This window comes from Siphonobacter sp. (assembly GCF_048595215.1).
In the GTDB taxonomy this organism is placed as follows: domain Bacteria; phylum Bacteroidota; class Bacteroidia; order Cytophagales; family Spirosomataceae; genus Siphonobacter.
The window spans coordinates 1-12,638 of record NZ_JBMDWJ010000389.1 but is presented as its reverse complement, the minus strand read 5'-3'; the positions used below and the strand labels follow the sequence as shown (position 1 = coordinate 12,638).

The following is a 12,638-nucleotide window of genomic DNA, read 5'->3' as shown; positions in this document are numbered from 1 at the left end:
TGCCTAAAGCTCCTACTGAAAAGTCAGATCAGACTTCCGGTACGCCCAAAGCAACCGTTCAGGCACTCTCCCCGATGGCGACGGTCTCGGTGGCCGATTTTTCATTTACGCAGGACTTTTACCTGCTACCGCCCTCGGTATACTGTTTCGAAGTTAGCAAGCAGCAACCTACGTCGGTTGGAATTCCTCAGTTCCGACTTCCTTATCATGAAGTGCTCTTTGAGCACGTGATTTCACCGAACGCTCCCTAGTCTCTTTATCCGGATTCTCAATCCTAGTTTCAATAGTATCCTTTTCCAATTGTTTTCTTATGTACTCTGGTTGTGGGCGTAAGTGCTCGTAACCCAAAGCCAATTTATCCATGCAAAATCGTGGTGTTATAGTGGCTCTAACGGGGATTTTTGCCGCGTTATGCCTCTACTACCTCTCTTTCACGTTCGTATCGCAGGATTACAAGAAAAAAGCGATCGAATACGCTACGGATCCCCGCACGGGCGAAGTAGACAAAGCTAAAAAACAACGGTATACGGATTCTTTGTGGAAAGAAGATGTATGGCTGGGAAGTACGCTTCAGCAAGTAACCGAGCGTGAACTGAACCTGGGTCTTGACCTTCAGGGTGGTATGCACGTGATTCTGGAAGTATCTCCAGTAGACATCATCAAATCGCTGGCCGGTAACAGCCGCGATCCTAAGTTCCTGGAGGCTCTAGCTGTTACGCAGAAAGAGCAGGGTAACTCACAGTCGAACTTTGTCGATGCCTTTGCTCGTAACTTCAAAAGCCTGAATCCCGATAAGAAACTGGCGGATGTTTTTGCGAACGCTACGAACCGGGCTACGATCAACTTCCAGACTTCCGATGCGGATGTGGTGAAAATGATCAAAACCGAGGTAGATGGTGCCGTAGAGCGTGCCTTCCGCGTTATTCAGCAGCGGGTGGATAAATTCGGCGTATCGAACCCAAACATTCAACGTATCCCGAACTCTGGCCGTATTCAGGTGGAGTTAGCGGGTGTGGATGATCCGGCTCGGGTACGTAAACTGTTGACGGGTTCTGCGAAACTGGAGTTCTGCGAAGTATACGAATTGCAAGAATACGCTCCGGCTCTGGATGGTATTGGTAACATTCTGCTCGAAGAAGAACGTGAGCAAAGTGCGGCTCTGAAAAGCCCCGCTACGCAACAGGCTTCTGTAGATACAGCGGCTAAAGCAAATGGTGGTCTGGCTTCTGCTCTGACGAAAAAAGATTCAGGTGCTGCCAAAAGCGACACTACGCAATCGGCTAACGCAGGTGCTGCTCTGACGAAACTGTTCATCCCGATGCAGGATGGACTGGGTGTAGCCGTAAAAGATACGCCTCGGGTAAACGCTCTGCTGGCTCGTAACGACGTTCGTACTTTACTGCCTTCAGACCTGAACTTTGCCTACGAAGCCAAGCCTCGTACGATCAATAACAAAGACATCATGGCTTTGATCGCGGTGAAACGCGGTCCAAACGGTGAAGTTCCCCTGGATGGTTCAGTGATCACAAACGCTTCACAGGATTACGATCAGAGTGGTCGCGTGGACGTTTCCATGCAAATGAATCCCGAAGGTGCCCGTAAGTGGAAAAACCTGACGGCTTCTAACATTGGTCGCCGGATTGCTATTTTGCTGGATGGTTATGTACAATCAGCTCCGGTAGTAAACGGTGAAATTCCGAATGGTAACTCTAGTATCTCCGGAAACTTTACGCTTGAAGAAGGTAAAGATTTAGCTACAGTACTGAAAGCTGGTAAACTGCCCGCTCCAACGACGATCGTAGAAGAAGCCGTCGTAGGTTCAACGCTGGGTTCAGAAGCCGTGAACGCGGGTATTCTGTCTTCGGTAGTAGGTCTGTTCGTTGTACTGATGTTTATGCTGGCGTACTATAACCGCTCTGGTTTCATTGCCGACATCGCCCTGCTGATAAACTTGTTCTTCCTGATGGGTATCATGGCGTCGCTGGGTTCAGTATTGACCTTGCCTGGTATCGCTGGTATCGTACTTTCGATTGGTATGGCCGTGGATGCGAACGTACTGGTATTTGAACGGATCAAGGAAGAGTTAGCTCTAGGAAAGCCGATGAAGCTGGCTGTGAGTGACGGTTTCAAAAATGCGACTTCTTCGATCATCGACTCCAATGCTACTACGCTGCTGTCTGGTCTGATCCTGTTGTTCTTCGGAACGGGTCTGATCCTAGGCTTCGCCGTAACGCTGGTCATCGGTATTTTCACTTCGCTATTTGCGGTATTCTTCGTAAGCCGGGCGTTGATGGATATCTGGGTAGAAAAAGGCTGGAAAATAAACTTTGTTTCGGGTCTGACCAAAAACTGGTTCAAAGATTCGGACTTTGATTTCGTATCAAAACGTCGTCTGTATTATACCATTTCTTCCGTAATCATTGCGGCCGGTATTCTTTCGGTAGTAATTAAAGGATTTGGACTAGGCGTTGATTTCAAAGGTGGTCGTACCTACGTCGTACGTTTTGACAAGAGCATCAGTACTGACGAAGTTCGTACGGCTTTGGAAGGACCTTTAGACGGTTCACCGGAAGTAAAAACCTACGGTGGTAGCGGTATCGGTGGTGATCAGGTACAGATCACGACGGATTATCTGGTAGACCAGACGACGGTAGAAGCGGATCGCGAAGCTCAGAACAAGATTATTCAGGGCGTAAGCAAAATCGGTAAAGCCGAAATTCTGAGTTCGTCGAAAGTAGGACCTACGATCGCGAATGATATGATTTTCTCTTCGTTGTACTCGATTCTGGCGGGTATTGCAGTTGTGTTTGGTTACATCCTGCTTCGCTTTAAGAAACTGGCGTTCGGTTACGGAGCGATGGTGGCAGTATCACACGACGTGCTGATTATCCTGGCTATCTTCTCGATTTTCAACGGCATTCTGCCCTTCTCACTCGACGTAGATCAGTCCTTCGTAGGTGCCTTGCTGACGATTATGGGTTATTCGATGAACGATACGGTCGTCGTTTTTGACCGCGTTCGGGAATACCTGCGGGAAGGTAGTGCGAAAAACGAAAGTATTCCGACGATTATCAACAACGCCTTGAACTCGACGCTGAGCCGTACGGCCGTGACGGGTCTTTCAACGATGCTGGTACTGATCGTACTGTTCTTCTTCGGCGGTGAAACGATTCGTGGTTTCTCTTTCGCCATGTTGATCGGGGTTATCGTAGGTACGTACTCTTCGCTGTTCGTAGCTACGCCGATCGTGGTTGACTTCCTGACGAAAGATCAGGAGCAAAAAGGAGCAGCTCTGGAAGTAGCTAAGGTGAACAAGCCTGCGGATAAATTCGCGGTTCCTTCACCCGAAGATTTTCTGATCGAAGGTGAAGAACCACAAGCTGCGGCTGAAAAAGCTAAAAAGGAGAAGAAGGATCGGATCATCAAGCCGAAACTTTAAGAAGCGATTCGTTGCTAGTTAAGCCGTAACAGAAGCCATGCTTCCAATCAACGACTAACTACTTAAGAGCTACTAATAAAACAGGCCTGCCGAACATCGGTAGGCCTGTTTGCTTTACATGAACAAATCGTAATCGGGTAATACGGTTGTACAGATCGAGTCGACTAGAGGCAAAACCATTCACTCTGACAAATAGAAACTTGTCAACAGCATGTACGTATGCAGGGATTCTTACTACTCTACTGGGCGTAATAGCGATGCGGCAAGAAAGCCATTACGGGCGGTACCGGAAGGAATTGGTATCCATGCCCCATGAAATCATTGGTTCAAATGACATAGACTGATTGCAAATATTAGGTAAGCTTATTAAAAAGGCAAATAGTATTTTGATTTTATTGAATAAGTCGAAATTTTTATTGACTTATCTACGCTGATAGGTAAGAAAAGAGTAAGCTACGGAATGTCTGTCGTCTTGCGGATGATCCTGACGGCTAATGAGTTCAAACGCATCCCTGCTAAATTCAGGGAAGTACGCGTCTCCTTTGAATTGACCATGAATGAGGGTAAGTTCCAGCACGTGGGCTTTGGGAAGCGTTTCCGAGTAAATCTGAGCCCCGCCCAGTACCATTACTTCTTCTTCCTCTTTGTAGTATTCCAGAGCTTCGTCAATACTGTTCATCACCAAAAATCCAGGATCAACCTGATAATTGGGCTGACTCGTCACGACGATATTCCCGGCTTTGGACCAAATGCGATCCGGCGTATCGTAGCTTTTCCGGCCCATGATGGTTTTCTTTCCCGCAATCAGTTGTTCTACGTGGGCGTGGTCATTAGGTAAAAAAGGCCAGGGAAGAATTCCATGATTACCGATGAGGCGATGCTCATCCATGGCGGCTACGAGGGTAATTTTCATGTGGGCAGTTCGTTACTGGAAAAGACAATTGATCGCCAAAAATAACAAGAGTCTCTATACTTGTTATTTTTCGCTCTAAAATGAAACTGCCGACTCACAAGAGTCGGCAGTTTAAATGATACACGCATTGACGTTCCTTTAGTACTTACGCTGCCATAATGAACTGATCCGCATTTTCGTCGGGACGAATCCGTAGTACATTGGCTAAGGTCAGCGTAATCAAGGTTTTGGAAGCCATCCACATGGGAATATGAGCGATTTGCGAGAAAAGCTGTACCGTAATGCCCGGATGATCACCAAGGTATTTCATCAGTACTTCTTCTTTAGGACCATATCTGAATTTTACGTCCTGCACCCGGTCTTCCCACTTCAAAATTTGCCGTACTTCTTTGCTCGCCTGAATAGAACGATCATTAACGCGTACATACGTCTTTTTTTCCTGCTGAGCCGGATCTAGGCTAACGTAGTGGGGGCGTTGCTGGCTACGCGGAATGCGGAACACGAGTACTTCGCGTTCATTTTCTACGTAGACACGTTCAAGGGTATATTCAATTGCAGGAAAGCAATATTTTTCGAGGGCTCGGCACAGGATGAATTCATCATCGTCGGCAAACTTCAAACCCGGGATGGACTTATCGTCACCGACGCCTACTAAGAGAATGCCACCCTGGGTATTTGCAAAAGCCACCACCTCGCGGATAATCTTCTCAGGATGGTTCGCTTTCAGCTTAAATTCCAGCCGCTCGTTTTCTCCTTTCTTCACCAGTTCTTTCAAGGCTCGAAGATCCATCGTGCCTCGTACACTGCGGGTGGCAGTTTTTTCCGCCATTCCCGACCAGCCATCCTTCATGACCATCGTAGTTAGAGGGTTTCCCAAATTTAACCAATCCTCTAAAAGAAAAAAGGGTTCAGAGGAAATTATTTTTATACGTATAAAATGCTTTTCCTTCCGGGAAAATTCCAAACATTTTACTCTATTTTGCCGTTACCACTCACAGCATCACTCTTTTATCCAATGGAATGGGTTTGGAATATCCTGATTGTTCTGGGGACATTTTTACTAATGGAAGCAGTAGCCTGGTCGACGCATAAGTACGTTATGCACGGCTGGTTATGGTCCTGGCACGAGGACCATCATCATCCCCACACTGGCTTTTTTGAGAAGAACGATTATTTCGCCGTAGTGTTTGCCACAGTAGCTATTTCTTTAATTCTAATTGGTAGTGAAGTGCCTTCCGTACGGTTTTTATTGTGGGTAGGCATTGGCGTGACGGCGTACGGACTGTTCTATTTCATCTTCCACGACATCATCGTACACCGGCGAGTGAAGATTAAGTTTGTAGCCCGTTCCCGCTACATGAAACGCATCATGCGGGCTCACTACATCCACCATAAAGTACATACTAAGCAAGGGGCTCAGGCCTTCGGCTTCCTATACGCTCCGAAGAAGTTTGAGCGGGAGAAAATGTAGATAGTTTACAGTTTGCGGTTTTCTGTTTTCAGTTAAAGAGCGAGGGCCTTCCAAAATCTGGAAGGCCCTCGCTCTTTAACTAAAACAAGCTTTGTAATTACAGTTTAACATGGATTCCAAATAACTGAAAACCGCAAACGCAACTTATTTCTTCAACATATTCGGCAGTTTGATTTTGCCGTCCTGTACTTTGTTCATTGTTTTCATCATCTTCCGCATTTCCTCGAACTGCTTCATCAGGTTGTTTACCTGTTGAATGCTCGTACCCGAACCGGTAGCAATCCGGCGGCGGCGTGAACCGTCGATCAGATCGGGATTCTTGCGTTCTTTCAGTGTCATGGAGCTGATGATGGCTTCGATGGGCTTGAACGAGTCGTTACTGATGTCTACGTCTTTAATCGCACCACCCAGGCCAGGAATCATGCCCATCAAATCCTTGATGTTACCCATCTTCTTGATTTGCTGAAGCTGCGAGTAAAAATCCTCGAAGTTGAACTGGTTTTGACGAATCTGCTTGTTAATGCGGTTCGCTTCTTCTTCGTCGAAGGCCTGCTGAGCCCGTTCAACCAGCGACAGCACGTCACCCATACCGAGAATCCGGCTAGCCATCCGATCGGGGTAGAAAATGTCGAGATCTTCCATTTTCTCACCCGTCGACATGTACTTGATGGGCTTGCTCACCACCTGACGGATCGAAAGGGCTGCACCCCCGCGAGAATCCCCGTCAAGCTTGGTCAGTACAACCCCGTCGAAGTTCAGACGATCGTTGAACGTCTTGGCCGTATTGACCGCATCCTGACCCGTCATCGAATCCACCACGAAAAGCGTTTCCGTTGGCTCAATGGCCTTCTTCACGTTTTCTACTTCCTGCATCATGGCCTCATCAATCGCCAGACGACCTGCGGTATCGATGATGACTACATTTTTGGAGTTTTTCTTGGCGTACTCAACGGCGTTGCGGGCAATTTCAACGGCGTTTTTATTATCAGGTTCCGCGTAAACTTCTACGCCGATCTGCTCACCCAGGGTCTGAAGCTGGGCAATAGCGGCCGGACGATAGATGTCACAGGCGGCTACAATCACCTGGCGACCCTGTTTCTTAATGTTATGGGCCAGTTTACCCGTAAACGTCGTTTTACCCGATCCTTGCAGACCGGCAATCAGGACGATCGCGGGAGAACCTTTGAGGTTGACACTTTCCGCCTGACCACCCATGAGTTCGGTCAGCTTGTCGTGTACAATTTTTACCAGCATCTGGCCGGGCTCTACCGCGATCATAATCTTCTGACCAATGGCTTCCTCCCGGATCTGATCCGTAATATCTTTGGCTACTTTAAAGTTAACGTCGGCATCGGTAAGAGCCCGGCGAATTTCCTTCACCGTGGAAGCCACGTTTACATCGGTAATCTTTCCGCTGCCTTTGAGGGTACGGATGGCTTTATTGAGCTTGTCCTGTAAATTATCAAACATGGTTAGTAAAGAATACTAAAGCGTAAGGTCTGTAGATTGGAAAAGGCTTTGGCTAAACCTTCAAAAAATTCATATTCAGCTTATGACTTCGAATTTTTTTGGCAAAGGTACCATTCACAAACGACTATTTGAATAGATAAAATCCCATAAATGGTTTTTTTTTGGCTTGATTTCACCGTCCTGCTTACCTTTGGGGTTCAATTCATTACCTGACTCTTTCCGACGTCTAATCATGCAGAAAATTAAAGTAGCGAACCCAGTCGTCGAACTCGACGGGGACGAAATGACCCGAATCATCTGGAAGTTTATCAAAGAAAAGCTGATTCTTCCCTACGTTGATGTCGATATTAAATACTACGATTTAGGTATCGAATACCGTGACGAAACGAATGATCAAGTGACGGTAGATGCCGCTAACGCCATTAAACAATACGGTGTTGGTATCAAATGTGCCACGATTACGCCCGACGAGGACCGCGTGAAGGAATTCAACCTGAAGCAAATGTGGAAGTCGCCTAACGGAACGATCCGTAACATCTTGGATGGTACGGTATTCCGGGAGCCGATCGTGATGCAGAACGTTCCTCGCTTGGTAACCACCTGGACGTCTCCCATCATCGTAGGCCGTCACGCCTTTGGTGATCAGTACCGTGCTACGGATTTCGTTGTACCCGGAAAAGGTAAACTGACGATGAAATTCGAAGGTGAAGACGGAACGGTACAGGAATACGAAGTTTTCAACTTCCCCGGAGCTGGGGTAGCTATGGGTATGTATAACCTCGATGAATCCATCGCTGGTTTCGCCCGTTCCTGCTTCCAAGTAGGTCTGCAAAAAGGGTGGCCCGTATACCTGTCTACGAAGAATACGATCCTGAAGAAATACGATGGTCGTTTCCGGGACGTATTCCAGGCGGTTTTCGATGCAGAATTTGCTGAGAAATTCAAAGAAGCTGGTATTACGTACGAACACCGTCTGATCGATGACATGGTAGCCGCAGCTCTGAAATGGAGTGGCAGCTACGTATGGGCTTGTAAGAACTACGACGGCGACGTTCAGTCGGATACCGTTGCTCAGGGCTTTGGCTCACTCGGTCTGATGACTTCTGTACTGCTGACGCCCGATGGCTCCGTGATGGAAGCGGAGGCGGCTCACGGTACTGTAACGCGTCACTACCGCGAACACCAGAAAGGAAACCGTACGTCAACGAACCCGATTGCTTCGATCTACGCCTGGACGCGTGGTCTGGCTTTCCGTGGTAAACTCGACGGCAACGAAGAACTGATCCGTTTTGCTACGGCTCTGGAAGAAGTTTGCGTAGAAACCGTAGAAGCGGGTAAAATGACTAAGGATTTGGCTATCACCATCCACGGTAACAAAGTAAACCACGGCGAGCATTACCTGTACACGGAAGAATTCCTGGACGAGCTCGACAAAGGCTTACAGACGAAACTGGCGAAGTAATTGCTGGGGCTGCCCTAACAAAAAGGCACTTATCCAAAAGGGTAAGTGCCTTTTTGCTTGAAGGAAAACTAAGGTTACATATCATCTAACTCTTCTTCTTCAAAGTCTTCGGTATCTTCATCTTCGTCGTCATCCTGTTCAGCGGTAAACTCGTCCATTTCCTCCGCTGGGTCCATGGTGTCGCCACTTTCATCCATGGGTTCGTCGTAAAATTCGAAATCGTCTTCTGGAATGTTCATAAGTTTAGGTAGTAGATTAGATTGTATGAACGCAAACGTACTTACGTTCAGCGGTTAAAGACACCAATGCCACTTTATTGTTTTGTGAAATTTGGTGCATCTAACCTTAACGGATGGAAAATGTACTAAAAAGATTAATTAAGTTATTTTTTGTCTTTGTATAATCCAGTGTCAAGCCTGTACCTGCGATTATTTTTTGCTTTACTTTGGCGGCAAATCCTCTGATTCTGTCTTATGATCAATTACGTACTCTTTGACGGCCCGAAAATTCGCCCTCATTTGTTACCGCTGGTATTCACCCGGCCTATGGCTGAGCTGCGGGTCGGTATTCGGACCATCACGGAAAAATGGACTGACTGGTTAGGAGTAAAACCCACCCACTATACTCAACCGTATTTGCAGGGAAAGTATCCCTACAAAAAAAGCTCGGACACGATTTATCTGCACGGCGGCCTTTGTCCGAACGAACGGCTGGTACGCTCGTTGGAACAGCTCAAACCGGGTGAAGCCTTATTACAGGGACCTATTTTGCTGGCCGTTCGGGCTAAACATCTGGCCTTGGAAGATCTCGTACACGACAATCCCAATTTTCAGAAACAGTACTATTGGGATAAGGTAACCGTCATTCAGCGACTGCCGGATTTAGTCGTACACAACGGCGAGCAAATCAAGACGGATTTTGATCGGATCACGGCGGGTCGTACCAGCCAGCCGATTACGGATCGATTCACGGCGTACTACAATGAAGAACAAATCTTTATTGAAGAAGGTGTACAAATCCGCTCGGCTATACTTAATGCCGAAAATGGTCCAATCTATCTGGGCAAGGATGTGCAGGTACAGGATGGTGTAATCATTCAGGGGCCTTTTGCGGCTCTGGAAGGAGCCGTGATTAATCTGGGTGGAAAAATGCGGAAGAGTACTACTATTGGTCCCCACTGCAAAGTAGGGGGCGAAGTCAGTATGAGTATTCTGATGGGCCACTCCAATAAAGGACACGACGGTTTTCTCGGGAATTCCTACCTCGCCGAATGGTGTAACTTAGGAGCCAATACCAATAACTCCAACCTGAAGAACGATTACGGGAACGTAAAACTGTACGACTATACCACCAAACAACTGGAGGATACGGGTCGACAATTCGTAGGTCTATTCATGGGCGATTACTCGAAAGCGGGCATTTCGACTATGTTTAACACCGGAACCGTGGTAGGTATCAACGTCAATCTATTTGGATCAGGTTTTCCACCCAAGCATATTCCTTCTTTTTCATGGGGAGGTGCCGATACGGGATTTGAACCATACCGTTTCTCCAAGGCTGTAGACGTGGCTCGTAACACGATGGACCGCCGAGGTCGTCTGTTTACCGAAGAGGAGGAAGACATCTGGAGAGCCGTCTATGCCCTCGAACAAAACGAAATTCCTCACGTACCGGATCTGGACGAAGACTAATCAAAATCGCTGCAAGGCATCGGATTCAAGCATATGCTGGCCGGGAACTTCCTGGCCAGCTATATTCAGCATGGCCGACGCTACTTTACTCGCCTGAATGCCTTTGTACTTGCGTAAGGGCGGAATGAGTAGCGTAAGGGGTGCAAGGACAAAGTCGAGTACTTTACCTACCTCTTCACCCAGGCGAAACTGCTTTCGTTTACCGAGTAGGGTGGCAGGGCGGAAAACAGTATAGCTACGATACCCTAATTCGCCAATGGCCGTTTCCACCTGCCCTTTAGTTCGACTGTAGAAAATCGAAGATTGGGCGTTCGCTCCGATCGAGGATACCAGTAAATACTGCGTTGCCCCGACCTGAAGGGCCAGTTTACCCACCTCTACGGGATATTCAAAATCAACTTTCCGAAAGGCATCCTGCGAGCCGGCCTGACGAATAGTCGTGCCTAAACAGCAAAAAACATCGTTGGCACCCGATACATCCTGCAGTGTAAGGTTGTCGAAATCAACGATACGTTCATCGAGTTTAGGGTGTTTTAGGTGCATCGGACGACGTACCAACGTAATGACTTTCTGGTACCGATCCGATTGTAAGAGTTTGAAAATTAAATAGTTGCCTATCAGGCCGGTGGCTCCGATGATGAGGGCTGTCTTCGCGTTCATAACAAATGGGTTTCGGGGAATTTACGCAGGAAAAAGTTCTTAAACCGTAAGATTGCTTTGGTTTGAATCAGAGGTACAAAATTCTTATTCCCGAAAAATAATTGGGGTACCTATACCTATTCACCCAAATTTATTTCCGGGGAAATTGCCCAACTGGTCTTAGCTTTCTACTTTTACGCCGGATTTTTCTGTTCCTTGTGGGGAACAGCCACATTCTTTCCGAACTGGCCACTGCAAATCCCATCTCTATGAGTGTATTAGTTAACAAAGATTCAAAAATCATTGTACAAGGCTTTACGGGTTCGGAAGGTACCTTCCATGCCCAGCAAATGATTGAATATGGTACTCAGGTTGTTGGCGGTGTAACGCCCGGCAAAGGAGGCCAGAAACACCTGGACCGTCCCGTATTCAACACGGTTGCTGATGCGGTGAAAGAAACGGGTGCTGACGTATCCATCATCTTTGTACCCCCGGCTTTCGCGGCTGACGCCATTATGGAAGCGGCTGACGCTGGCATCAAAGTAATTGTAACGATCACGGAGGGAATCCCCGTGAAAGATATGGTTGCCGTAAAAGAATACGTACAAGGCAAAGATCTGCGTCTGATCGGACCTAACTGCCCCGGCGTTATCACGGCGGATGAATGTAAAGTAGGTATCATGCCTGGCTTTATCTTCAAAAAAGGAACGATCGGTCTGGTATCAAAATCAGGTACGCTGACGTACGAAGCCGTAGATCAATTGACGAAAGCAGGTTTGGGCCAAACGACGGCCATCGGAATCGGTGGTGACCCCATCATCGGTACGACGACGAAAGAAGCCGTTGAGCTGTTGATGAACGATCCCGAAACCGAAGCCATCGTGATGATCGGTGAAATCGGTGGCGGCATGGAAGCTGAAGCTGCTTACTGGATCAAAGAAACGGGTAACAAAAAGCCCGTGGTTGGTTTCATCGCGGGTCAAACGGCTCCGAAAGGTCGCCGGATGGGTCACGCAGGTGCCATCGTTGGTGGTGCGGATGATACGGCTGAAGCAAAAATGCGAATCATGCGTGAATGCGGACTGTACGTAGCCGAATCGCCTGCCGTCATTGGCGAGACGATGCTGAAAGCACTGGCTGATCAGAAAGTAAACGCATAAGTTAAGAATACGATTCTGTAATGAATCCGTTTTGTGAAACAGCCATGTTAGCGAAACGGACGTACTGAAAGCGAGAGTGGTGGGTAGTGATTTCACTTTTTCGAGCGTACGAAAGCCTGTGGGTAGTTTTCTAACCCACAGGCTTCACTGTTTTTTGCTTTTCTTCCTGTGTTTCCTGGCGGGTTCGACGTTTGCTCAGACGACGGGGCCGGAGGAAGGCTATTTCCTCGTACACGATTTTCGCAATGACTGGCGAGTCTACGACGAAGGAATGAAGGCCTATGTTCCCTACATTCGCGAGATTCACCAAGACTACGGTTCGTACAGCGTTATTCTTGATTTAGCACAGAATCGGCATTACTATCTGCTCTATCGTTCCAATCAGGAGAATTA

At 47.5% G+C, this 12,638-nt stretch carries 11 protein-coding genes and 1 pseudogene; 7 read left to right on the top strand and 5 right to left on the bottom strand.

Annotated elements, in window-relative coordinates; translation table 11 throughout:
* The coding region (locus tag ACOJTG_RS23850) for a hypothetical protein (protein ID WP_420156103.1) at positions 1-251 on the top strand (251 nt) is incomplete at its 5' end.
* 110 nt (positions 252-361) lie between these two features.
* Positions 362-3,439, top strand: coding sequence for a protein translocase subunit SecDF (gene secDF, locus ACOJTG_RS23845; RefSeq protein ID WP_420156102.1), 3,078 nt, complete (start codon positions 362-364; stop codon positions 3,437-3,439).
* A 421-nt stretch (positions 3,440-3,860) separates the two neighbouring features.
* On the opposite strand, the gene ACOJTG_RS23840 is transcribed toward secDF, so the two are convergent.
* Positions 3,861-4,352: a dihydrofolate reductase gene (locus ACOJTG_RS23840; protein WP_420156101.1), complete on the bottom strand. Its 492-nt coding sequence runs from the start codon at positions 4,350-4,352 to the stop codon at positions 3,861-3,863.
* 145 nt (positions 4,353-4,497) lie between these two features.
* Complete coding sequence (locus ACOJTG_RS23835) at positions 4,498-5,202, bottom strand: helix-turn-helix domain-containing protein (RefSeq protein ID WP_420156104.1); 705 nt, start codon at positions 5,200-5,202, stop codon at positions 4,498-4,500.
* 165 nt (positions 5,203-5,367) lie between these two features.
* On the opposite strand from ACOJTG_RS23835, the gene ACOJTG_RS23830 reads away from it, so the two are divergent.
* Positions 5,368-5,823, top strand: coding sequence for a beta-carotene hydroxylase (locus ACOJTG_RS23830; RefSeq protein ID WP_420156100.1), 456 nt, complete (start codon positions 5,368-5,370; stop codon positions 5,821-5,823).
* Positions 5,824-5,967: 144 nt separating this feature from the next.
* Here ACOJTG_RS23830 and ffh read toward each other — a convergent pair whose 3' ends face one another.
* Positions 5,968-7,293: a signal recognition particle protein gene (ffh, locus tag ACOJTG_RS23825; RefSeq protein WP_102201379.1), complete on the bottom strand. Its 1,326-nt coding sequence runs from the start codon at positions 7,291-7,293 to the stop codon at positions 5,968-5,970.
* Between the two features lie 232 nt (positions 7,294-7,525).
* Between ffh and ACOJTG_RS23820 the strand changes: the two genes are divergently transcribed.
* Positions 7,526-8,755 (top strand): NADP-dependent isocitrate dehydrogenase, encoded by a 1,230-nt coding sequence (locus ACOJTG_RS23820; protein ID WP_420156099.1) that lies wholly within the window; start codon positions 7,526-7,528, stop codon positions 8,753-8,755.
* A 74-nt stretch (positions 8,756-8,829) separates the two neighbouring features.
* Here ACOJTG_RS23820 and ACOJTG_RS23815 read toward each other — a convergent pair whose 3' ends face one another.
* Positions 8,830-8,994 carry a hypothetical protein gene (locus tag ACOJTG_RS23815; RefSeq protein ID WP_420156098.1) on the bottom strand — a complete coding sequence of 55 codons (165 nt, stop codon included), beginning with the start codon at positions 8,992-8,994 and terminating at the stop codon, positions 8,830-8,832.
* Positions 8,995-9,228: 234 nt separating this feature from the next.
* Between ACOJTG_RS23815 and ACOJTG_RS23810 the strand changes: the two genes are divergently transcribed.
* Positions 9,229-10,446, top strand: coding sequence for a GlmU family protein (locus tag ACOJTG_RS23810; protein WP_420156097.1), 1,218 nt, complete (start codon positions 9,229-9,231; stop codon positions 10,444-10,446).
* Here the strand turns inward: ACOJTG_RS23810 and ACOJTG_RS23805 are convergent, their stop codons facing one another.
* Positions 10,447-11,106, bottom strand: a complete 660-nt coding sequence (locus ACOJTG_RS23805) for an NAD(P)H-binding protein (protein WP_420156096.1) — start codon at positions 11,104-11,106, stop codon at positions 10,447-10,449.
* A gap of 248 nt (positions 11,107-11,354) precedes the next feature.
* Between ACOJTG_RS23805 and sucD the strand changes: the two genes are divergently transcribed.
* Entirely contained in the window at positions 11,355-12,245 is an 891-nt protein-coding gene (gene sucD / locus ACOJTG_RS23800) for a succinate--CoA ligase subunit alpha (protein ID WP_094816294.1), read from the top strand.
* A 154-nt stretch (positions 12,246-12,399) separates the two neighbouring features.
* A pseudogene (locus ACOJTG_RS23795) lies at positions 12,400-12,638 on the top strand (DUF4271 domain-containing protein); the annotation flags it as partial.

What these genes read in the sequence shown, in the direction of transcription:
- secDF (WP_420156102.1), top strand. Translation starts at nt 362, where the DNA reads ATGCAAAATCGTGGTGTTATAGTGGCTCTAACGGGGATTTTTGCCGCG.
- ACOJTG_RS23840 (WP_420156101.1), bottom strand. Translation starts at nt 4,352, where the DNA reads ATGAAAATTACCCTCGTAGCCGCCATGGATGAGCATCGCCTCATCGGT.
- ACOJTG_RS23835 (WP_420156104.1), bottom strand. Translation starts at nt 5,202, where the DNA reads ATGAAGGATGGCTGGTCGGGAATGGCGGAAAAAACTGCCACCCGCAGT.
- ACOJTG_RS23830 (WP_420156100.1), top strand. Translation starts at nt 5,368, where the DNA reads ATGGAATGGGTTTGGAATATCCTGATTGTTCTGGGGACATTTTTACTA.
- ffh (WP_102201379.1), bottom strand. Translation starts at nt 7,293, where the DNA reads ATGTTTGATAATTTACAGGACAAGCTCAATAAAGCCATCCGTACCCTC.
- ACOJTG_RS23820 (WP_420156099.1), top strand. Translation starts at nt 7,526, where the DNA reads ATGCAGAAAATTAAAGTAGCGAACCCAGTCGTCGAACTCGACGGGGAC.
- ACOJTG_RS23815 (WP_420156098.1), bottom strand. Translation starts at nt 8,994, where the DNA reads ATGAACATTCCAGAAGACGATTTCGAATTTTACGACGAACCCATGGAT.
- ACOJTG_RS23810 (WP_420156097.1), top strand. Translation starts at nt 9,229, where the DNA reads ATGATCAATTACGTACTCTTTGACGGCCCGAAAATTCGCCCTCATTTG.
- ACOJTG_RS23805 (WP_420156096.1), bottom strand. Translation starts at nt 11,106, where the DNA reads ATGAACGCGAAGACAGCCCTCATCATCGGAGCCACCGGCCTGATAGGC.
- sucD (WP_094816294.1), top strand. Translation starts at nt 11,355, where the DNA reads ATGAGTGTATTAGTTAACAAAGATTCAAAAATCATTGTACAAGGCTTT.